Genomic DNA, 22,143 nt, shown 5'->3' on the forward strand with positions numbered 1-22,143 from the left:
ACAATGACGGCTCTGCCGGCAACGTCCGCGGACAGAATCAATCCGGGCGGATCATCTCGAACATGTTTTCGGGCTTGATCTCGAAATAATCGCCGCGCCGTCCGGCGCGAACGATCGGATGCGCGAGCCCGGTCTGGTAGACGCCGTCCTTGATGAAGGCCTTGTCAATATAAACGGCGACGACCTCGCCGAGCGTCAGCCAGGCTTCGGCCTTCTTGCCGTCGGCGCCCTGGAGCTGGACGATCTGGCTCACCTTGCATTCGAACGAGACCGGGCTTTCGGCGACGCGCGGCACGTTGACGAGCTTGCCCGGCACGGGGGTGAGCCCCGCGAGCTTGAATTCGTCGACATCGCGCGCGACATGCGCCGCGGTCGCGTTCATGTGCTTGGCGAGATCCATGGTGGCCAGATTCCAGACGAACTCGCCGGTGTCCTGGATGTTGGCGACGCTGTCCTTCCAGTTGGTGGAGGGCGCCCCTCACGTTCGGTAGCCCGGATGGAGCGCAGCGCAATCCGGGACAGTCTCGCAAGCGGATCGAATACCCGGATTACGCTGCGCTCCATCCGGGCTACAACGTCGCTTTGCCTGCAATGACAGAAGAGTCAACTGACGGAAACGTCAGTGCTGACAGCTCAATTCGCCCGGGCGCGCGGCGACAGGCCGGCGATGACGAAATCGATCATCTGGTCGATGGTCGGCCCGGGCTTGGTCGCGCATTGGGCGATCATCTGCGGGTGAAAGAAGCGCATCATCGCGGTGCAGGCGCACAGCGAGGCAAGCTGCAGGTCCTTGACCTCGAACTCGCCGGAAGCCGCGCCCTGCGCGATCACCTCGCCGATGATGCGGGCAATCAGCTCCATATGGGCGACGCAAACCTCCCAGTCCTCCTGCATCGCGATTTCAACCATCTCGTGCAGCTTGGAATCGCCGACATAGCGCTCGGTGTTCATGCGATTGATGGTCGTCATCATCTCGCGCAAACGCGCCGCAGCCGGACCTTCCGTCCGCGCGATGCGCTGGGCCTCGACCTCGACCTCGCCCATCAGGCCGCGGGCCACGCCCTCGTGGATCGCCTTCTTCGAGTCGAAGAAGCGGTACACGTTGGCGGGGCTCATCCGCAGCTCTTTGGCGATGTCGGCCACTGTGGTCTTCTGGTAGCCGAGCTGCCGGAACAAACGCTCCGCCACCACGAGAATCCGCTCGCGGGTGTCCGTTTCGTTGTGTTCCGAGATCAGCGTCATGTTCGTCTTCTCAATGTTCAATTATTCAGCCGCCTCAGCAAGCGGAAATGCGCGTTGCGCATCGCCGGCATGCTGCGGCGCAGTATCGGTTTGCGCGCTGGGGCCGCACTCATCCAGAGTCTTGCGGAACCAGAGGGCGTAAAGGCCCGGCAGATACAGCAAGGTCAGGAAAGTCGCAACAAACAATCCGCCCATGATCGTGATCGCCATCGGCCCCCAGAACGCCGAGCGGGACAGAGGGATCATGGCCAGGATGGCCGCAAGCGCGGTCAGCACCACCGGCCGGGCGCGCCGGACGGTGGCCTCCACGATCGCCTCCCGCCGTGTCAGGCCAGAGGTCACGTCACTCTCGATCTGATCGACCAGGATCACCGCGTTGCGCATGATCATGCCCGCCAGCGCGATCAGTCCGAGCAGCGCCACGAAGCCGAACGGCTGGTTGGCGACGTTCAGCCCGAGCGAGGCACCGACAATGCCGAGCGGCGCGGTCAGGAACACCAGGAACAGGCGCGAGAAGCTCTGCAGCTGGATCATCAGCAGCGTCAGCATCACCATCACCATGACGGGGAAGAGCACGAAGATCGAGGCATTGCCCTTGGCCGACTCCTCGAACGCCCCGCCCGGCTCGATCCGGTAGGCCGGCTCGAGGTGGTCCCGGATGTCCTTCAGCTTCGGCGAGATCTGGTTGGTCACGTCGGGCGCCTGCACGCCGTCGACGACGTCGGAGCGCACGGTGATCGCCATGTCGCGGTTGCGCCGCCACAGGATCGGCTCCTCATGTGCATATTCGATCTTGGCAATCTGCTGTAGCGGCACCGCGACGCCGTTGCGCGAGGTGATCGTGAGATCGCCGACATGGCCGAGATCGAGCCGCTCCGACGGCACCGCGCGGGCGACCACGCCGACCTTCTCGATGCCGTCGCGGATCGTGGTGACCGGCGCGCCCGAGATCAGCATCGACAGCGCCTGCGAGACGTCCTGCGGGGTGAGACCAAGCGCGCGGGCGCGATCCTGGTCGACGACCAGCTTCAGGTAGGGCGACTGCTCGTTCCAGTCGAGCTGGACGTCCTTGACGTTCGGGTTCTGGCGCATGACGTCGCGTACTTGGTAGGCGATGTCGCGCACCTTGGCGGCGTCGGGCCCGATCACGCGGAACTGGACCGGGAAGCCGACCGGCGGGCCGAAATTGAAGCGGTCGACCCGGACCCGCGCCTCGTTCAGCGTGCCGTCGGCCACCGCCTGCTCGATCTTCGCCTTGATGCGCTCACGCGCCTCGACGTTCTTGGAGAGGATGACGATCTCGGCAAAGGCCTCGTTCGGCAGTTGCGGGTTGAGGCCGAGCCAGAAGCGCGGCGAGCCCTGGCCGACATAGGCCGTATAGGTCTGGATGTCCTTGTCGTCCTTCAGGAGCTTTTCGGCCTCCTTGACCGCCTTCTCGGTGACGTTGAAGGCCGTGCCCTCGGGCAGGCGAAGCTGCAGGAACAGCTCGGGCCGCTCCGACAGCGGGAAAAACTGCTGCTGGACGTGGCCGAACGCGACGATCGAGGCGGCGAAGATGCCGACGGTCGCCGCCACCACCTTGATGCGGTGATCGACGCACCACTGCACCACGCTGCGCAGGCTGCGATAGATCCGCGTCTCGTAGATCGCATGCGGATCGTGGTTCTGATGGACCTTGATGTTCGGCAACAGCTTGACGCCGATATAGGGCGTAAAGATCACCGCGACGAACCAGGAGGCGACCAGCGAGATCGCCACGATCCAGAAGATGCCGCCGGCATATTCGCCGACCGCCGAATTGGCGAAGCCGATCGGCAGGAAGCCTGCGGCCGTGACCAGCGTGCCGGTCAGCATCGGGAACGCGGTGGATTCCCAGGCAAAGGAGGCGGCCTTCATGCGATCCCAGCCCTGCTCCATCTTCACCACCATCATCTCGACGGCGATGATGGCGTCGTCGACCAGGAGGCCGAGCGCGATGATCAACGCGCCGAGCGTGATGCGGTGCAGGTCGAGCGACATTGCGTTCATCACGATGAAGACGATGCCGAGCACCAGCGGCACCGACAGCGCCACCACGATGCCGGTGCGCCAGCCGAGTGCGACGAAGGAGACGAACAGCACGATCGCGAGCGCCTCGACGAAGGAATGCACGAACTCGCCGACGGCGTGCTCGACCACCTTGGGCTGATCGGCGATCTGCTCGACGTTGATGCCCTGCGGCACCGCCTTCATGAATTCGGCGGTCGCCTGCTCGACGTCCTTGCCGAGCTCGAGGATGTTGGCGCCCTTGGCGGTGACAACGCCGATGCCGAGCGCGGGCTTGCCTTCCTGGCGCACGACGAAGCTCGGCGGATCGACATAGCCGTGGGTGACGGTGGCGATATCGCCGAGCCGAAACACGCGGCCATTGCTCTCGACTGGGGTTTCGGCGACCGCCTTGACGCCGTCGAGCGCGCCGGTGACGCGGAGCGGCACGCGCTGCGATGAGGTCTCGACGGTGCCGGCGGGCGTCACGTTGTTCTGCTTGGCGAGCGAGTCGAACAGCGCCTGCGGCGTGATGCCCAGCGTGGCGAGCTTGGCATGCGAGAACTCGACATAGATGCGCTCGTCCTGGGTGCCGTAGAGATCGACCTTGGTGACGCCAGGCACCTTGAGCAGGCGCTGGCGGAAACCCTCGGCGACCTTCTTGAGCTGCGCGTAGTCGGCGCCGTCACCGGTCATCATGTAGAGGATGGAATCGACGTCGGAGAATTCGTCGTTGACGACGGGGCCGAGAATGCCTGACGGCAGCTGGCCCTGCACGTCGACCAGCTTCTTGCGCAGGAGATAGAAGAGATAGGGCACGTCCTTCGGCGGGGTGGAATCGCGGAAGGTGACCTGCATCGCCGTGAAGCCCGGCTTGGAATAGGTCTGGACCTTCTCGAAGAACGGCAGCTCCTGCAGCTTCTTCTCGATGGGGTCGGCGACCTGCATCTGCATTTCCTGCGAGGTCGCGCCCGGCCACATCACCGAGACGTTCACCACCTTCACGGTGAAGAACGGATCCTCGGCGCGGCCGAGCTTCTCGTAGGAGAAGTAGCCGGCGGCGGCGAGCACGATCATCAGGAACAGCACCAGCGTCGGATGGCTGACCGCCCACGCCGAAAGATTGAAGCGCTTCATCGAACTCTCCAAAATCCGAGAACCGTTTGCCGTGATTGCGAGGGTTAGAACGACAGCGACGACACGACCCGGACCTTCTGGCTCGGATCGAGCTTCTGCACGCCGAGCGCCACCACCTTGGCGCCTTCGTCCGCGCCGCCGGAGATGACAACGCTGTCGCTCTCGTAGGACTTTACCTTGACTGGCTTCAGCGCGACCTTGCCCTTGTCATCGACGATGAAGAGCGAGGGATCGCCGCCCTGGCTGTACAGCGCCGAGAGCGGCAGCTTGGCGACGCGCTCGCTCGCCTTGTCGGCCAAGGTCAGCGTCGCGGTCATGCCGAGCGAGACGGAGTCGTCAGCATCGGGCAGCGAGAATTTTGCGAGATAGGTGCGCGTTGCGGGATCGGCCGACGGTGCGACCTCACGCAGCTTCGCGGCATAGGTCTTCTTGGCGTCCGACCACAGCGTCACCGTGGCTACGCCCGACCTGGCACGAGCGAGAAGCGTCTCTGGGATAGCGACGACGGCTTCCTTCTCGCCAAGTCGGGCGACACGGATCGCAGCCTGGCCCGCGGCAACCACCTGGCCGGGCTCGATCATGGTCGCGGTGACGACACCCCGGGTGTCGGCCACCAGCGTTGCGTAAGAGAGGGAATTCCTGGTCAGCTCGACCGAGCGCTCGGCGCGGTTCAGCCGCGCGCGCGCCTCGTCGGCGGCGGCCTTGGCGGAATCGAGCTGCGCGTCTGTGGTCCAGCCCTTGGCCTTCAAATCCTTGGCGCGCTGCTCGGCGGCGGCCGCTTGCGCCAGCACGCCGGTGGCGGCGCTGAATTCGGCCTCGGCCTGCTCGGCCTGCAGCTTCAGATCGACCTCGTCGAGGGTGGCCAAGGGTTGGTCGACGTCGACTGTCTGTCCGACCTCCACCAGCCGCTTGGCCACCTTGCCGGCAACCCGAAAGCCCATATCGGCTTCGATCCGGGGCTTGATCGTGCCGACAAAACTGCGCTCAGGGGTCTCGGCTTCGTAATGCACGGTCGCCACCAGGACGGGGCGTCCGGGATCGGCCTTTTCGGCCGTCTTCTCGTTGCACCCGGTCAACGCGAACACCGCGAAAGCCAGCATCGCTCCCATTAAGAGCCTGTAATAGCTGGACAAAATGGAACGGGCGAACATCGGATATCTCCATCGGCTGGCGACCGATGAAGAGTATCGAGTTATCACTGATAAATGTCAATATTCGTCAGGAAACACCAATTCGTGAGCGACGGCGAGAGGGGCGGCCAGTTGAGCGAGGGGTTTGGGGTGGGTAGCCCGGACGGAGCGAAGCGAAATCCGGGGGATGACTGTGCTGGCGGGAAGAGCGGCCCCGGATTGCGCTGCGCTCCATCCGGCCTATCGAGTGACGTCCTGGGTAGGATGGGGAGAGCGAAGCGAAACCCATCACCTATCCGCAAGCTTTGATGGGTTTCGCTTCGCTCTCCCCATCCTACGACGGCCGGCAGCTACTTCGCCCCGGCGAACTCGGTCTTGGTCTCGTGGCCGCCGAGGAAGACGAGCAGGCCCGCGATCAACGGCAGCAGCGACAGCACGAGCAGACCCGTGGACGTGCTGCCGGTCGCCTCCTTGACCCAGCCGATCAGATAGGGGCCGCCGAACCCGGCGAGATTGCCGATCGAGTTGATCAGCGCGATCGCGCCGGCGGCCGCGGTGCCGGATAGCCAGGCGGTCGGCAGCGTCCAGAACACCGCGAAGGTGCAGAACACGCCAATCGCCGCGATCGTCAGCACGATCATGGTCAGGGTGGGATCGGTGATGTAGCTGGAGACGCCGAGCGCCAGCGCGGTGAGCAGCAGCGGACCGCCGACATGGAAGACGCGCTCGCGCGTGGCATCCGAATGGCGAGCCCACCAGATCATCGCGATGGTGCCGAACACATAGGGGATCGCGGTGACGAAGCCGGTCTGCGCGTTGGTGAGGCCGAATGCCTTGACGATCTGCGGCAGCCAGAACTGCATGCCGTAGAGCGCGGCGACGAAGCCGAAATAGATCGCGCTGAGCGCGAGCACCTTCGGCGAGGTGAGCGCCTCAGCCAGCGAGACGTGCTTGACCGCCTGCTTGGCCGCGACCTCGGCATCGAGCTTCGACTTCAGCCAGGCCTTCTGCTCCGACGTCAGCCAGTCCGCCTTCTGCGGCCTGTCGGTGAGGTAGAACCAGGTGACGAGGCCGAGCAGCACCGAGGGGACGCCCTCGATGATGAACAGCCACTGCCAGCCCTTGAACCCCATCACGCCGTCGAGCCCGAGCAGCAGGCCCGAGATCGGCGCGCCGATCACCGTCGAGATCGGGACGGCGAGTGCGAAGGCCGCGAGGAAGCGGGCGCGATACTCGGCCGGATACCAATAGGTGAGATAGAGGATGATGCCGGGGAAGAAGCCGGCTTCGGCCACGCCGAGCAGGAAACGGAGCGCGTAGAAGCTCCGCTCGTCATAGACCGCCGCCATCAGCGCCGAGAGGATGCCCCAGCTCACCATGATGCGGGCGATCCAGCGGCTGGCGCCGAACTTCTCCAGCGCCAGATTGCTCGGTACCTCGAAGATGAAATAGCCGATGAAGAAGATGCCGGCTCCGAAGGAGAACACCACCGGCGAGAACTTCAGCTCCGCATTCATGGTGAGCGCCGCGAAGCCGAGATTGACGCGGTCGAGATAGGAGAAGAAGTAGGCCAGGATCAGGAACGGGATCAGCCGCCAGGAAATCGCGCGGATGGTGGACGTCTCGATCTCGCTGCGGACGCCGCTGCTGGGCGCGATGGTCGCTGTCTGGCTCATCTGTTTCCCCCAAGGTATCTACTTGCCTCGACGATTATTGACTGGCGGCACGTCTAGCAATGGCAAAAACTCATAGCACACAGCATCAAACGGGAAGCCCGGCGGCGCCAGGCGCGATCGGCCGCGTAGGCCTTTGCCTTGCGGTGATCGCCTGCGGGCTCGCGCTGCGCGGCTTCGGCTTTCAACTCGGCCTGCCCGCCTTCGTCGTCAAATATGGCGGCTCGCTGTTGTGGGGAACGATGGTGTTCTTCCTCGTCGCCCTGACCCTGCCGCACCGGCCGAGACGACAGGTGGCACTGATCGCGCTCGCGATCGCAAACTGTGTGGAGCTGTTCCGCCTGGTTCACACGCCGTGGCTCGACGCCTTCCGCCTGACGACATCAGGCGCGCTGCTGCTGGGGCGGATCTTCTCGGTGTGGAATATGGTGGCGTATGCGGCGGGGATCCTGTTGGGAGTGGCAATCGACCGCCTGACTGCGTCATCGCGCTGAGTGCGCAGAGCCCCTTACCTCACTCCGCGAGCTGAAAGCGCTCGAAGCGGTCGAGCTCTTCCTCGATTCGGCGCTTCAGCTCCTTGCGCGCGGCCTGCTTCGGGCCGTTGCCGACCCAGCTCCATTTCTGCATCAGGAGCGTCTTGTTCTGCCGGTCGGTCTTCAGGTCGAGCGCGGCGACGATGTCGTCGCCGACCAGGACCGGCAGCGCGAAATAGCCGAACACGCGCTTTTCCTTCGGCACATAGGCCTCGAAGCGATGGCCGTAGCCGAAGAACAGCTCGGTGCGCTTGCGCTGGATGATCAGGGGATCGAACGGCGAGAGGATGTGGACCAGCCCGGGATCGCCCTCGCCGACCGGCTCCAGCACGTCCGGTCGTGCCCAGTGCTCCTGCTTGCCGGCGCCTTCCAGCGCCACAGGCACGAGCTCCTTGCGGCGGACGCGGGTCTCGATCAGACCGCGCACCGCTTTCTTGCTGGGCGCGTCGAGGTGACAGATCGAGTCCAGGCTGACGATACCCTGCGCGCGCAGCGCGCGGTCGAGCAGATAGGCGGTGATCCCGGATGCAGAGGCCGGCTTCGGCGACCTGTCCCAGCCGAAATGCCGGGCCGTCAGCTCGTAGGTCTTCAGCATGCCGTTGCGCTCGCTGATGGTGACCACGCCGCCATAGAAGGCAAGCTGCAGCGCGCGCTTCGAGGGCTTCCGGCTCGCCCAGAGATGTTCCTTCTCGGTCAGCACGTCGTCATCGATGTCGCGGATGGTGAGCGGACCGGCGCGCATCAGCCGCATCACCTTGCGGGTATCGGCCGGCGTCACCGACGAGAACCATTTGTGGCCGTCACGCTTGTGCGCCTTCATCGCCGGCAGGAAGAAGCTGATGTCCTTGGACGGGATGTAGGACAGCGCATGCGTCCAGTATTCGAACACGCTCTTCTCCACGCTCTGCGCCTGCTTGAGGTCGGCGCGGCGATAATCCGGAATGCGGGAGAACAGGATGTGGTGATGGCAGCGCTCGATCACGTTGATGGTGTCGATCTGCACATAGCCGAGATGGTCGACGGCCGCGGCCACGGCCGAAGCCCCCTCGCCGAACGGCGCCCTGGTGTCGAGCCGCTGCGCGCGCAGCCAGATGCGGCGGGCATCAGCATTGCTCAACGGAAGGGGTACGGTCGCGCGGGGCATTTCGCTGCAATGTAACGAGATTCGCACATCCGTGGAGGGCGGTCCGGCGGATAGCTGGTCGAACCGGGTCGAATGACGATGACGCGGGCAGACGCGGCACAGCTTCCGGCGACGGGATTCTAAAACGTCCGCCTTCGCCTCTCATTCCCGGTGCAGCGACGCATGAGTGCCGGCAACCCCAACGTGATCTAGATCACATTCGTGACTTTGAACCGGTCCTACCGTCGCAGCATCAAAATGACAGCAAGCCGGATTGGTTCGCTTCAAAGTCGAGGATCATCCCATGACCCGCTCTCATGTCCTTTCCCTTCTGATCGGCGCCTCGCTGTCGATGACGGCGGGCCTCGCAGTGGCTGGTGACAACATCGTTCCTGCCGACCAGATCCTGACCGCGCTGAAGCCCAAGCCGGTGACCCGGAACCTGGCGGCCGTCGTGCAAGTCGATCCGACCGTCTCGGCCAAGGAGACGACCTTCCTCAACAGCGTCCGCAACCGGCAGACCCGATCCCTGTCGCGCATCGAACGCGAGGAGATCGCCGAGATCGCTGCCAACAAGCCGAAGATCGATCTGGAAATTCACTTCGACTACAACTCGGCCGAGATCAACAGAGGCTCGACCCAGGCCGTGCAGGAGCTCGGCAAAGCGCTGTCCGACCCGAGCTTGCTGGGTTCGACCTTCCTCATCGCCGGCCATACCGATGCCATCGGCGGCGAGGGCTACAACCAGGATCTGTCGGAACGCCGTGCCGACACGATCAAGACATACCTGGTCGAGCACTACGGCCTGAACGGATCCAACCTCGTGACCGTCGGTTACGGCAAGACCAGACCGAAGGACCCCAACGCGCCGTTCGACCCAACCAACCGCCGCGTGCAAGTCGTGAATATGGAAGTCAAAACCGCGTCGCAGTAACGTCAACACCATCGATCCGCCTGCCGCATCGGCAGGCCGAACGCCGGAACCAAATTTGCTGAAGCCGGGACTCCGGTGCGGATTCCGGGATCAGATCCAGTTCTGGAACAGCATCAGCCGATTGAAGGTCGCCATCGAGGTTTCGATGAAGGCGGCCGTGATCGGCAGCATTGCGACGAACCCCGCGCATCCGACGGCCACGAACGCCCAGAGCAGCCAGCGCGGCGCGGGCTTACGCGTCAAGGCATAGACCAGCACGAAGCTCGCCGTGGTCGCGGCGGGCAGATAGTAATAGATGAAGCCGAGCGTCCGCGGCAGCAGCGCCCAAGCGAGATACGGGCCCAGATAAAACGCCAGCACCAGGAACGCATCGCGCCTGCGCGCGATGATCCAGTCGCGCAGCGCGACGACAAGCGCGATCGGTGCCGGCCAGAGGATCAGAGGATTGCCGAGAAAGACGATCGCCTCGATGCGGCCATCGTCCATCTTGTCGAACAGATACCAGACCGGCCGCACCAGGAACGGCCAGGACGGCCAGGAACTCATGTAGGTATGGCCCGCGATTGCGCTGGTCGTGTTGTCGGCAAAGATGCGGCGCTGCGCCGACACGAGGTCGGAGAACGAGAGGCCATACAGCGGCACGAAGGTCGCGAAATAGACGGCCGAGGGGATCAGCACGAAGCAGGCGATGAAGTGATGGAGGCGGAAATCCGGCCACAGATCCGGCCGGTACCAGTCCTCGGCATTGCCGTCGGCAAAGCGCGTGCGCCAACCCCGCATCAGGCGGATTGCCGCCACCGTCGCGATACAGGTCGCGAGCACGAACAGCCCGCTCCATTTGCAGGCAGTCGAGAGACCGGCGGCAAGCCCCGCCAGCGCGAAAGCAATCTGCGGCCGCTGCTGCCTGAAACCACGGATGAAGGCCGCGATCGCGAACAGGCTGAAGGCCAGCGCGAAAATATCCAGCATCGCGATCCGCGACTGCACGACCAGCATCTGGTTGAAGAAAGCGAGCAGCACGGCGGCGAGCGCGCGCCCCTGCGATACGAACAGCGCGAGCGCCCCGAGATAGACACCGACCAGCGCAAGCGCGCCGAACAGCGTCGCGGGATAGCGCCACCCCAACGGCCCGTCGCCCAGCACCTTGATCGAGAGTGCTATGATCTCCTTGGCGAGCGGCGGATGCATCGGGTTGAGGATCGGCTCCTGGATATCAGGCAAGAGCATCTGCCGCGCCGCCGGCACGTAGTGCACCTCGTCGAAATAGAGCTTGTCCGGCGTGGTGATCCCGAGCAGCAGCACGGCCTGGGCGACGGCGAAGATCGCGGCCGCGATGATCGCCGTGCGCGCAGCCGAACGCCGCGGAACGGAATGTGACTCGGATACGATGTTCACGGATCGACTGTGCCGCAACGGATGCGTGTGTGATCGAAGTGTGAGCTACGCCGATGCCGTCGCCTGTGGCGTGTGCGATCTGTGTGATGGAAGCTCACTCTCATGCCCATCTCGTTGAACGAATTCGAATCCACCGGCACTAACCATCCAATGAGCTCAGCGCTGCTTGTGACAAATATACAATATCTGATGCAGGCGCGATCCGGTACGATGATGGGACAGATCGATCGGTTTTGAAATGCATTGGCGTCACGGTTTTTTCTCAATTCTTGCGCTCGGTTTTGCTGTCGCGCTGACGGCACGCCCCGTCCAGGCGCAGACCCGTGTCGGCGAGGCGGCCGTCGTCAAGAACGAGGTCGTTCGCGTCGCCGCTTCATCGACGACGCAAATCAATGTCGGCGACGCCCTGCTCCGCGATGAAGTCGTTCGCACCGGTCTCGACAGCGCCACACGCCTGGTGATGGCCGACAGCACCAACCTCTCGCTCGGACCGAGCGCGACGATCAAGCTCGATCGCACCGTGTTCGACGACGAGCATCATTATCGCGACGTGGCGATCCGCCTGACATCGGGTGCATTCCGCTTCGTCACCGGCCATTCGGACAAGGCCGCCTACAGGATCACGACGCCGCTTGCGACCATCGGCGTTCGCGGCACCGTGCTCGACATCCTGTCGCAGCGCGGCAGGACCACCGTGGTGCTGCAGGAAGGCGCATCGACCGTTTGCACCACGAGCCGGCAGTGCCTCGACCTGACCCAGCCGGGCGATACCGCGATCATCACATCGACCGGCGGCCGCACGACGATTCAGAAGACCAACAATTCGCCCTGGACGTTTGCCGCGACCTGCAGCAAGGCGGCAGGCCTCTGCTCGGTCACGCAGTATGCGGATGCGACACCGGTGACCCCGCCGGTCGACGACGATCCCACCGGCATATTGTGCGGACGATGATCATGGCACGAGGCAAGCGCAACCGGATCCCGGCCGCGGCGCTGACCGCGGTGCTGGCGGTTGCGACGATGCAGGTGCTGGGCGCGTCGGTCCGGGCCCAGTCACCGACACCGACGCCCACGCCGACCTACACCCCGACACCGACGCCGACCCCGTCATATACCTCCACCCCTACGCCTACTCCGACGCCGACGATCACCCCCACACCGACACCAACGGTCACCCCTACACCGACGCCGAGCCCATCGCCGTCACCGACCCCGATCACCGGCGCGCCGTCGAGCGGCAGCTCGATCAATGGCCTGGCCGACCAGCGCTTCAACCAGATGATCACCAACCGCGTGCTCGGTTCGGTGCTGCTCGGCGTGAACGAGCAGGTCAATTGCGACGACTGTGTCAGCGCCTTCGGCTCGGCCGGCTCGTTCTCGGCCGGCATCCACGGCCGCAAGACCATCACGCCCAATCTGTCGCTGCTCGCCGGCATCGCCTACACGCAATACGGCGAAGGCGGCTACAATGTCACCAGCGCGCCGATCGGCGCCTTCGCGCTGCGCTACGATTTCGTCGACTGGGGCTCGTCGCGGCCGTTCTTCGATATCGGCGCCATCCTCTCGCCGTTCGAGAAGGCGCGCTACACCCGCACCTATGCGACGAGCCTGGGGGCGGTATCCGTAACCGGCGAAACGTCGAGCGAGAACTACGGTGTCTATGGACGCGCAGGCTGGATCACCCGGATTTCACCGCGCGACGAGGTCGCAGCCTCGGTCGAGGTTTGGCAGCTGTGGCAGCGGGTCAAGGGCTACAGCGATCCCCCCGTCGCATTCAACCCGTTCGACGCCTCGATCGCCGACGGCACCGATCGCACCAATCTGGTCAAGATCGGCGGCCAATGGACGCACCTGCTCGGATCGAGCGTCGAGGCCAACATCAATGGCGGCTGGGTGCAATCCTTCGTCACCCATTCCGGCATCGTCGCCACCGTCACCGGCGACGGCACGATCGTGCCGGCGCTCGGCAACCAGGGCTGGCTCGAATATGGCGGCCGGCTCGGCTTCCGTATCAGCAAGGGCTGGGTCGCCGACCTCTTCCTCAACGGCACCGCAGGCCCGCAGCCGGTCGGCAACACCATCCACGGCGGTGTCGGCTTGAGGATCAATTACTAGAGCGTTTTCGAGCGAAGTGAACACCGGTTCGCGTGAAGAAAACGCCTCAAAACAAGAATCTAGAGCTTCGGTTCTGATTCAACCGGACCGAAGCTCCAGGATGCGAGCCCTCACCTCGCCCCGCTTGCGGGGAGAGGTCGAAATTCGAGCGTCGCTCGAATTTCGGGTGAGGGGGAGCCTCCGCGAACACGCCTGTCACGATCTTCCTGGATAGACCCCTCACCCCGACGCTCGAGCGAGCTTCGCTCGTCTCGACCCCGCAAGAGCGGGGCGAGGGAGAAGGTCACGCCGCGTCCTTACCCTCATAAGCCCGGCGCAGGCCCTCGACGTCGAGCTTGATCATGCCGAGCATTGCCTGCATCGCACGCGCGGCGCCCGCAGCGTCGGGCCCGCCGATATAATTGCGAAGCGCTGATGGCACGATCTGCCAGGACACGCCAAAGCGGCCGCGCAGCCAGCCGCACTGCTCCTCCTTGCCGCCGCCGGCGAGCAGCGCGCCCCAGAGACGGTCGACCTCGGCCTGATCGACACAGTCGATCGAGAACGAGATCGCGTGGGTGTATTCCATCCTCATCCCACCGTTCAGCGCCATGAAACGCTGGCCAGCGAGCGTGAACTCGACCACCAGCACGGTGCCGGCCTTGCCGGCCGGGCCGTCGATCGTGTTCTTCTGAATCGCTTCGATGCGGGAGTCCGGCAGCAGCGAGACGTAGAAATTCGCGGCCTCCTCGGCCTCGCCGTCGAACCACAGGCAGGGGGACACTTTTGACATGAATGAACTCCTTGCGCCGGTGAATGCGATCAGGCCGTGGCCGCGGCGGACTGCGCCTTGGTCGCGGCTTCGACGTCCATCCACATTATTTCCCAGATGTGACCGTCGGGATCCTCGAAGCTGCGGCCGTACATGAAGCCGTAATCCTGCTTCGGCCCCGGATCGCCGGAGCCCCCGGCCGCCTTGGCCTTGGTCAGGATGTCGTCGACCGCATCGCGGCCGTCGGCGGAGAGGCAGATCAGCACTTCGCTCGTGGTCTTGGCGTCCGAGATCGTCTTCGGCGTGAACTGCCGGAACTTATCATGCGTCAACAGCATGACGTGGATGGTCTCGGAGATCATCATGCAGGAGGCGGTGTCGTCAGAGAATTGCAGATTCTTGGTCGCACCGATCGCCTCGTAGAAGGCGGTGGAATGGGCAAGATTGCTGACCGGCAGGTTGACAAAGATCATTTTGGCCATGAGGCACTCCTTTGGGCGAAACCGTGCCCCAAGGACGAAGCCGGCGAGAGGCTCCCGACATAGCTCCGGAAATCTTCTTTGCGACGTCCTGCCGCAGGCCGGCTTCAGGTGACGATCGGCTTCGGCATGGTCAGGAAGGCCCGTGTCACGTGCCAGAACAGCTCCCGATTGATCGCGAGCGCGACCGAATGCGCGGTGCCGGGCAGAATGATGAACTGCCGGTCGCCGTTCGGCAGCTTGTTGAAGAACTCCTCGAGATCGGGGACGGCGGCGATGCCGTCATATTCGCCGCGGACCAGCAGCACCGGCGCGAGCACCTTCTCCGGATGCACCACCGGCAGGTTGGCGGTCATGTCGAGATAGGTTCCGGTCGGGATCTGGTCGCCGAACTGCAGCTCGACGTCAGCCAGCGCCTCGATCACTGCGGGATCCGACGTGCCCGGCTTGTCGCGGGTGGCGATCGAGCGGATCATGTCGCGGTCGCGCTTGCGCATGTTGTGGGTGCGATAGTAGGCGAGCTGCTCGGCGCGTTTCGCCAGCGTCGGCGAGCCCTCGCCCTTGTAGGTGAAGGCGGCGAACACCAACCGGTCGATCCGCTCGGGCGCCGCCATCGCATAGGCGCCGGCACGGAGCGCGCCGGAAGATTCGCCGACGAAGTGACATCTCGTTTGCCCAGTCTCCCGGGCAACCACCTCCGCCGCAGCCTTCAGGTCTTCGACCCCACTCGCAATGTCCGCATTGCCGGACGTGCGGCCCGACTTGCCGTAGTTCTCGTGATCCATGGTCCAGCAATCGAAGCCGTAACGCGCAAATGTATTCAGCAGGGAATACTCTCCCTTGCCCGGTACAGTGAGGTCGAATGCGCGCCACGTCACTGAAGAGCCGTGAACGAAGAACACGACCGGCCGCGCGGGCTCGCCTGGTTTCGGTGCGCCGATCCGCTTGCGGAACATCCACAGCGGGATGTCGCCCTTCTTCGCCCAGTATTCGCTGCTCCAGATCTCGCCTTCGATGGGAACCGCGGTTGCGGCCTGCGCCGGCGCCCCGCCGAGCACTCCTGCTGCCGCGGCAGCGCCAATGCCCTTGATGACGGTGCGGCGCGATTGGTCGGACTGCGTCATGGCTCGCTTCTCCTTCCGGATTTCTTTGTCGGATCCGCTGCGATCGAGCATAGCAGCGCGCACGCGACGCTGCGAGCGCCCGCCTGATGCCGGCATCTCACGATGACAAATTCGGCGCACGATTTTGTGAACGCGGCTGCCGGCGTTCGGCGCGGACGACGGATGGAGTCGGGCCTAGTCTCCGCTTCGGTCCGACCGGAAACATCCGGCGCGAAGCGGGAGCGTAGTATGAGCAGCAATCTGACCGAAGAAGAACTTGCCGCCTTGATGCCCTCCGAGCTGTGTCAGTACCAGACGCCGATCCCGACGCAGATCGTCTCCAGCGACGAATTCTATCCCGATCCGCAGAATGAGCGGCAGCGCGAGGTCGAGGCCCGGCTGCTCGCGATGGCCGACGATCTCGGCGGCAAGCATGGCCTCGACCGCCGCAGGTTCTTCCAGACCGCGGCCGGCATGGCCGCCTCCTTCGTCGCAATGAACCAGGTCTACGGCCCGCTGTTCGACGTGACATCGGCGGAGGCCGCAACGCCCGCGATGGCGCAGGAACGCGCTAACGGGCTGAAAGACCAGTTCATCATGGACATGCACACGCATTTCCTGCGCGATGACACCCGCATCATGGGCTTCGTCGAAATGCGCAAGGCTGTCGGCAAGGCCGGCTGGAACAAGGAGCTCAGCGATCACGAGCAGACCATCGAGGATCTGAAGTTCAACAACTACAGGAAGGAGGTGTTTCTCGATTCCGACACCAAGATCGCGCTGATCTCATCGGCGCCGTCGGATATCGAGCAGGACTGGTTCCTGACCAATGAGCAGATGGCCGACGCCCGCAAGAAGATCAACGACGAGGCCGGCACGCGGCGCGTGTTTTGTCACGCGATCTTCACGCCCGGCCAGCCCGGCTGGCTCGACAAGCTCGACGCTGCGCTGGCGCTCAAACCGGAGTCCTGCAAGGGCTACACGATCGGCGATAATACGCACAAGGACATCAGCCGCTATCCCTGGCGGATGGACGACGAGAAGGTCGCCTACAAGGGCTATGAGAAGATGGTGAAGGCGGGCATCAGGAATGTCTGCATCCACAAGGGCCTGTTTCCGCCCGGGATCGAGAAGCAGTATCCGAACCTGCGGGGCTTTGCCGACGTCGCCGATGTCGGCCAGGCGGCCAAGGACTGGCCGCAGCTCAACTTCGTGATCTATCACTCGGCCTATCGCCATGTCGGCGGCGATCCCAGGGTGGCGCTCGCCGAGTTCGAACGCACTGGCCGCATCGCCTGGACCAGCGACCTCGCCGACATCCCCGAGCAATACGGCGTCAGCAATGTCTACGGCGACGTCGGGCAATTGTTCGCGACCACGCTGGTCGCCGAGCCCAATGTCTGCGCCGCGCTGATGGGCACGCTGATCAAGGGGCTCGGCGTCGAGCACGTCTGCTGGGGCACCGATGCGCTGTGGACCGGCGCGCCGCAATGGCAGATCGAGGGGCTGCGGCGGCTGGAAATCCCCGAAATGATGCAGAAGAAGTTCGGTTATGCGCCGCTCGGCCCCGCCGACGGCCCGGTGAAATCAGCGATCTTCGGCGACAACAATGCGCGGCTCTACGGTATCCAGCCGAAACGCGCGATGCTGGATCTGAACGGCGATCGCTTCGCCATGATGAAGGCGAGGTACGAAAAGGCCGGACCCGAGCCGTCCAACAGGCGCTACGGCTATGTCGTGCCGAACGGCCCGATCGATCACACCGTGTTTGCGTAGGGGCTGGCTCCGTCATTGCGAGCGCAGCGAAGCAATCCACATCTCCGCGTGGAGAAGGATGGATTGCTTCGTCGCTGCCGCTCCTCGCAATGACGGAGGATCAACCCTATCTCCCCGTAAAATTCGGCTTGCGCTTCTCGCCGAACGCTTTCGCGCCTTCCTTCAGGTCTTCGCTGTCCTTGATGGCATCGAGCATCCGGCGCACCTCGGCGACCGTCTCCAGCGGCCCCTTGGGCATCGCATCGCGGGCGAGCTTCTTCAGCGTCTGCACGACCAGCGGCGCGTTGCCGGCGATCTTGGCCGCCATCTCCTGCGCCATCGCGACGTGCTGCCCCTTCGGCGCGATCCGGTTGACGAAGCCGATCTGGTAGGCGCGCTCGACCGAGAGCTCCTCGCCGATCAGCAGGAACTCCATCGCGATCTTGTGCGGCATACGCGCCAGCACCGAGGAGACGCCGCCGCCTGTCGTGCCGATCTTCGCCTCCGGATAGATGAATCGCGTAGTCTCCGAGGCGACGCAGATGTCGGCCATCTGGACCAGCACGAAGCCACCACCGACGACCCAGCCTGAGGTCGCCGCGATCACCGGCTTGTCGAGCTCGACGCCGAGGCCGGGCACCGCCTGCCACATATTGGCGGGAAAGTCCCTGACATCGGCGCCGACGCAGAAGTATTTCTCCTCGGCCGAGGCCAGCACTGCGACGCGATCATCGCTGTCGCGGAAGCGCCGCCATGTCTCGCGCAGTTCGTCGCACAGCGCGTTGTTGAGCGCGTTCTGCGACGAGAGGCGGTCCATCGTGATGGTCGCGACGTGGTCGGCGCTCTCGTAGCGGACGAGCGTCATGCTGGCCTCCCTAGCTGTTGTTATTCAGTCGCGGCCCAGGCCGCGCCGTTATTTCTTTTCGTCGGGATGCCGGTGCACGGGATCGACCCACAGCACCGTCTCCGGCTTTTCAACCGGCTCGATATCGAGATTGATCGCGACCGCCTCGCCGTCGGATCGCACCAGCACGCACTCCAGCACCTCGTCGCGGCTGGCGTTGATCTCCTGGTGCGGCACGTAGGGCGGAACGAAGATGAAATCGCCGGGACCGGCTTCCGCGGTGAACTGCAGCTTCTCGCCCCAGCGCATCCGCGCCTTGCCCTTCACGACATAGATGATGCTCTCGAGATGGCCGTGATGATGCGCGCCGGTCTTGGCGTCCGGCTTGATGCTGACGGTGCCCGCCCACAGTTTTTGCGCGCCGACTCGAGCAAAATTGATCGCGGCCTTGCGGTCCATGCCCGCGGTCGACGGCACGTTCGGATCAAGCTGATTGCCGGGAATCACGCGCACGCCATCGTGCTTCCAGCGCTCGTCGTCGTGATGGTGATGGTCGTGGGAATGGGTGTGATCGTGGGAACCGCTCATCGTTCTTACTTTCGAAAGTTAGGTTTCGTGCGCGGAACGCTAGCGAAAAAGGGCGCGATCAACAAGGTCGCCGCCGCGAACAGGAAGCATTGATCGCCCGGTTGCGAGCCACGAAAGACCGGTCCGGCGGATCGGTCTCTTTCAGGCCGGCGCCGCGGTCAGGCTCGCGGGCGCGGCTTTACGAGCACATCCGGATTGACCACGTTGGTCGGCGTGCCCGCGGCATAGGCCACGATCTGATCGAAGATATCGGTGAACTGGATCTCGTACTCGTCGCGCGAGACGTAGCCGAGATGCGGCGTGCAGACCACGTTGTCCATGTTCAACAGCGGATCGGAGGTGTCGCGCAGCGGCTCCTTCTCGTAGACATCGATCGCGGCCATGCCGGGCCGCCCCGCGCGCAGCGCATCGACCAGCGCCCCCGGCTCGATCAGCGGCGCGCGGCTGGTGTTGACGATCAGCGCCGTCGGCTTCATGCGCGCGAGATCCTCCGCCTTGACGATGCCGCGGGTGGCGTCGACCAGGCGCATATGCAGCGACAGCACGTCGCAGCGCGCGAAGAAGTCGGCCTTGCTGGCTGATGTCTCGTGGCCGTCGGCGCGCGCCTTCGCCAGCGCCGCCTCGCGCGCCCGGACCAGCACGTTCATGCCGAAAGCCTTGCCATAGCCCGCCACCACGGCGCCGATGCGACCGTAGCCGTAGATGCCGAGCGTCTTGCCGCGCAGGGTGTGGCCGACGCCGACCTGCCATTTGCCGGCTTTCAGCGCGGCCATCTGCTGCGGGATCGCGCGCATCGCCGCAAGGATCAGGCCCCAGGTGAACTCGGCGGTGGCGTAGGACGGCGTATCGGCGTGCTGGCTCGACGAGACGATGATGCCGAGCCGCGTGCAGGTCTCGATGTCGATATGCGGGTAGACGCTGCGCTGGCTGATCAGCTTCAGCTTCGGCAGGCGTTCGAGCAAGGGCGTGCGGATCTGCGTTCGCTCGCGGATCAACACCAGCACGTCGGTGTCGCGCAGCCGCTCGACGAGCGCGTCGACGTCCTGGACGTGGTCGTTCCAGATCTTGACGTCGTAACCGTCGAGCTTGCGGAAGCAATCGAGGGTGCGCAGCGTGTCGAAATAATCATCGAGGATCGTGATCTTCACGGCTGCGCCTCCTGTCGTTTTGTGCCGGCTATTTCACGCCCAGCAGTTCGACGTCGAACATCAGCGTCGCGTTCGGCGGGATCACGCCGCCGGCACCGCGCGCGCCGTAGCCGAGATTGGGCGGGATGATCAACGTGCGCTTGCCGCCCACCTTCATGGTGGCGACACCCTCGTCCCAGCCCTTGATCACACGACCCTGCCCGATCGGAAACTCGAACGGCTCGTTGCGGTCGACGGAGGAGTCGAATTTCTTCCCTTTCTGGCCGTTCTCATAAAGCCAGCCGGTGTAGTGCATGACGCAGATCTGGCCGGGCTTCGGCGAGGCGCCGGTGCCGACCTTGCTGTCGATGATCTGGAGGCCTGAGGGCGTGGTCATGGGCTTTCCTGCGGTTTGGGCCGTTGCCGTGCTGATGACAACGGGCGAGGAGATCGCCGCCGCCGCGGCAGCGAATGCGGTCCTGATGATGGTGCGTCGTGACGATCGCATCGAAAAAGTCCCTCTCTTGCTTGATGGTGGCCGGTCAGTAGCCGAGCGCGCAACCGTCCTTGCGCGGATCGGAGCCGCCGGTCAGCGTGCCTTTGTCCCAATCGATCCAGATCGCCTGGCCGCCGCCAAGCGGCGGAACCACGCTGGTGGTCTTGTGGCCGATCTTCTTCAATCCTTCGACAATCTCCGCCGGCACGCTGTCCTCGAGTTGATAGACGCCCTCGTAGTGCAGGCCGCGCGGCATGTCGATCGCCTCCTGCACGTCGCAGCCATAGTCGAGGATGTTGGTCAAAACGTGGGTCTGGCCAACCGGCTGATACTGCCCGCCCATCACGCCGAACGGCATCACGGCCCGGCCGTTCTTCGTCGCAAGCGACGGGATGATGGTGTGTAGCGGACGCTTGCCCGGCGCGATGCAGTTCGGGTGGCCGGGCTGGATCCGGAAACCGCCGGCGCGGTTCTGCAACAGGATGCCGGTCTTGTCGGAGACGATCGCCGAACCGAAGGAATGTGCGATCGAGTTGATGAACGAACACACGTTGCGGTCCTTGTCGACCACCGTGATGTAGACCGTCGACGGATTCATCGGCGGCGCGACGTTGGGCAGGTCGAGCAGCCGGTCCATCCGGATGTTCTTGATGTGCTCGTCGGCGAATTCCCTGGCCAGGATTCCGGCGACGTCGACATGCACATGCTGGGGATCGGCGATATGCTGCTCGCGCATCATGTAGGCGATGCGCGCGGCTTCCGCCTCGAGATGGAAGCGCTCGACGCTGAGCGGCTTGAACTTCGTCAGGTCGAAGCGCGAGAGAATGTTCAGCATCACCAGCATGGTGATGCCCGGACCGTTCGGCGGGCATTGCCAGACGTCGTAGCCCTTGTACATCGTGCCGATCGGCGAGGTCGTCTCGGTCGCGTGCGCGGCGAAATCCTCCAGCGTATGCAGGCCGCCGATTCTGCGCAGCGTATCGACCATGTCGGCGGCGATCTCGCCGCTATAGAAGGCGTCGCGACCCTTTTGCGCGATCGCGCGCAGCGTCTTGCCGAGCTCGGGCTGGCGGATCACGTCGCCGGCCACCGCGGGCTTGCCGTACGGCAACAGGTAGCGCTCGGTATTGATGCCGTTCTTCAGCTTCTCGAACCCGTTCTTCCAGTCGAAGGCGACGCGCGGCGCGACGACGTAGCCCTCTTCGGCGGCCTTGATGGCCGGCTGCAGCAGCCGGTCGAAGCCGAACTTGCCATGGTCCCTCAAGATTACGTCCCAGGCATCGACCGCGCCGGGAATGCTGACGGCATGGGCCGAGGTCAACGGCACCGAGCGAATGTTGCGCTCGAGATACCAATCGACGGTCGCCGCCATCGGCGCGCGGCCGGAGCCGTTATAGGCAACGATCCTGCCCTCGCCCCTCGGTTGAAACAGCGCGAAGCAATCGCCGCCGATGCCGGTCGATTGCGGTTCGATGACGCCGAGTAGCGCACAGGCCGCAACCGCCGCGTCGGCAGCCGTGCCGCCCTCGCGCATGACCTCGATGGCCGCGATCGCCGCTTCCGGGTGCGACGTCGCCACCATCGCGTTCTGGGCATGGACCGTGGAACGGCCGGCGAAATGGAAATTCCTCATAACGGGGGAGCTCGCTTGATCGTGATCTTCTGACGCCGCTGCGGCGGACGCGGAGTACAT

19 protein-coding genes and 1 pseudogene are annotated in these 22,143 nt (G+C 64.3%); 5 read left to right on the forward strand and 15 right to left on the reverse strand.

Annotation, left to right across the window (positions count from 1 at the left end):
* Positions 1-37: 37 nt before the first annotated feature.
* The 5 genes and pseudogenes from MTX19_RS32910 to MTX19_RS32930 all read right to left on the reverse strand — a co-directional run.
* A pseudogene (locus MTX19_RS32910) lies at positions 38-469 on the reverse strand (flavin reductase family protein); the annotation flags it as partial.
* A gap of 164 nt (positions 470-633) precedes the next feature.
* Positions 634-1,242, reverse strand: coding sequence for a TetR/AcrR family transcriptional regulator (locus MTX19_RS32915; protein WP_280980939.1), 609 nt, complete (start codon positions 1,240-1,242; stop codon positions 634-636).
* Between the two features lie 21 nt (positions 1,243-1,263).
* On the reverse strand, positions 1,264-4,404 hold the full coding sequence (locus tag MTX19_RS32920; RefSeq protein WP_280980940.1) for an efflux RND transporter permease subunit: 3,141 nt from the start codon (positions 4,402-4,404) through the stop codon (positions 1,264-1,266).
* A 44-nt stretch (positions 4,405-4,448) separates the two neighbouring features.
* Positions 4,449-5,555: an efflux RND transporter periplasmic adaptor subunit gene (locus tag MTX19_RS32925; RefSeq protein WP_280980941.1), complete on the reverse strand. Its 1,107-nt coding sequence runs from the start codon at positions 5,553-5,555 to the stop codon at positions 4,449-4,451.
* 329 nt (positions 5,556-5,884) lie between these two features.
* A complete protein-coding gene (locus MTX19_RS32930; RefSeq protein WP_280980942.1) occupies positions 5,885-7,210 on the reverse strand; it encodes an MFS transporter in 1,326 nt (441 codons plus the stop codon).
* 59 nt (positions 7,211-7,269) lie between these two features.
* Between MTX19_RS32930 and MTX19_RS32935 the strand changes: the two genes are divergently transcribed.
* Positions 7,270-7,701, forward strand: coding sequence for a DUF2809 domain-containing protein (locus MTX19_RS32935; protein ID WP_280980943.1), 432 nt, complete (start codon positions 7,270-7,272; stop codon positions 7,699-7,701).
* Between the two features lie 19 nt (positions 7,702-7,720).
* Here MTX19_RS32935 and MTX19_RS32940 read toward each other — a convergent pair whose 3' ends face one another.
* Positions 7,721-8,884: a crosslink repair DNA glycosylase YcaQ family protein gene (locus MTX19_RS32940; protein ID WP_280980944.1), complete on the reverse strand. Its 1,164-nt coding sequence runs from the start codon at positions 8,882-8,884 to the stop codon at positions 7,721-7,723.
* A gap of 283 nt (positions 8,885-9,167) precedes the next feature.
* On the opposite strand from MTX19_RS32940, the gene MTX19_RS32945 reads away from it, so the two are divergent.
* Positions 9,168-9,797 carry an OmpA family protein gene (locus MTX19_RS32945; protein ID WP_280980945.1) on the forward strand — a complete coding sequence of 210 codons (630 nt, stop codon included), beginning with the start codon at positions 9,168-9,170 and terminating at the stop codon, positions 9,795-9,797.
* A 90-nt stretch (positions 9,798-9,887) separates the two neighbouring features.
* On the opposite strand, the gene MTX19_RS32950 is transcribed toward MTX19_RS32945, so the two are convergent.
* Entirely contained in the window at positions 9,888-11,192 is a 1,305-nt protein-coding gene (locus tag MTX19_RS32950) for a phospholipid carrier-dependent glycosyltransferase (RefSeq protein ID WP_280980946.1), read from the reverse strand.
* Positions 11,193-11,430: 238 nt separating this feature from the next.
* Between MTX19_RS32950 and MTX19_RS32955 the strand changes: the two genes are divergently transcribed.
* Together MTX19_RS32955 and MTX19_RS32960 are read left to right on the forward strand one after the other, a co-directional pair.
* Entirely contained in the window at positions 11,431-12,144 is a 714-nt protein-coding gene (locus MTX19_RS32955; RefSeq protein ID WP_280980947.1) for a FecR family protein, read from the forward strand.
* Between the two features lie 2 nt (positions 12,145-12,146).
* A complete protein-coding gene (locus MTX19_RS32960) occupies positions 12,147-13,307 on the forward strand; it encodes a hypothetical protein (protein WP_280980948.1) in 1,161 nt (386 codons plus the stop codon).
* Positions 13,308-13,590: 283 nt separating this feature from the next.
* Here MTX19_RS32960 and MTX19_RS32965 read toward each other — a convergent pair whose 3' ends face one another.
* The 3 genes from MTX19_RS32965 to MTX19_RS32975 all read right to left on the reverse strand — a co-directional run bounded on the left by MTX19_RS32965 (position 13,591) and on the right by MTX19_RS32975 (position 15,661).
* Positions 13,591-14,079, reverse strand: coding sequence for a VOC family protein (locus MTX19_RS32965; protein ID WP_280980949.1), 489 nt, complete (start codon positions 14,077-14,079; stop codon positions 13,591-13,593).
* Positions 14,080-14,108: 29 nt separating this feature from the next.
* On the reverse strand, positions 14,109-14,540 hold the full coding sequence (locus MTX19_RS32970; protein WP_280980950.1) for a VOC family protein: 432 nt from the start codon (positions 14,538-14,540) through the stop codon (positions 14,109-14,111).
* A 104-nt stretch (positions 14,541-14,644) separates the two neighbouring features.
* Positions 14,645-15,661, reverse strand: coding sequence for an alpha/beta fold hydrolase (locus MTX19_RS32975; protein WP_280980951.1), 1,017 nt, complete (start codon positions 15,659-15,661; stop codon positions 14,645-14,647).
* 228 nt (positions 15,662-15,889) lie between these two features.
* Here MTX19_RS32975 and MTX19_RS32980 point away from each other — a divergent pair, with 228 nt between their 5' ends.
* Entirely contained in the window at positions 15,890-17,416 is a 1,527-nt protein-coding gene (locus tag MTX19_RS32980; protein ID WP_280980952.1) for an amidohydrolase family protein, read from the forward strand.
* 106 nt (positions 17,417-17,522) lie between these two features.
* Here MTX19_RS32980 and MTX19_RS32985 read toward each other — a convergent pair whose 3' ends face one another.
* From MTX19_RS32985 to ggt, 5 genes are all read right to left on the reverse strand, one after another.
* On the reverse strand, positions 17,523-18,260 hold the full coding sequence (locus MTX19_RS32985) for an enoyl-CoA hydratase-related protein (RefSeq protein ID WP_280980953.1): 738 nt from the start codon (positions 18,258-18,260) through the stop codon (positions 17,523-17,525).
* A gap of 48 nt (positions 18,261-18,308) precedes the next feature.
* Positions 18,309-18,827, reverse strand: coding sequence for a cupin domain-containing protein (locus MTX19_RS32990; RefSeq protein ID WP_280980954.1), 519 nt, complete (start codon positions 18,825-18,827; stop codon positions 18,309-18,311).
* 158 nt (positions 18,828-18,985) lie between these two features.
* Complete coding sequence (locus tag MTX19_RS32995) at positions 18,986-19,975, reverse strand: D-2-hydroxyacid dehydrogenase family protein (RefSeq protein WP_280980955.1); 990 nt, start codon at positions 19,973-19,975, stop codon at positions 18,986-18,988.
* 28 nt (positions 19,976-20,003) lie between these two features.
* The gene (locus MTX19_RS33000) at positions 20,004-20,462 is read right to left on the reverse strand and encodes an FKBP-type peptidyl-prolyl cis-trans isomerase (RefSeq protein WP_280985660.1); all 459 of its coding nucleotides are present in this window, start codon (positions 20,460-20,462) and stop codon (positions 20,004-20,006) included.
* Positions 20,463-20,496: 34 nt separating this feature from the next.
* Positions 20,497-22,083 carry a gamma-glutamyltransferase gene (gene ggt, locus MTX19_RS33005; RefSeq protein ID WP_280980956.1) on the reverse strand — a complete coding sequence of 529 codons (1,587 nt, stop codon included), beginning with the start codon at positions 22,081-22,083 and terminating at the stop codon, positions 20,497-20,499.
* Positions 22,084-22,143: the final 60 nt, after the last annotated feature.

It is taken from the genome of Bradyrhizobium sp. ISRA464 (assembly GCF_029910095.1).
In the GTDB taxonomy this organism is placed as follows: Bacteria; Pseudomonadota; Alphaproteobacteria; order Rhizobiales; family Xanthobacteraceae; genus Bradyrhizobium.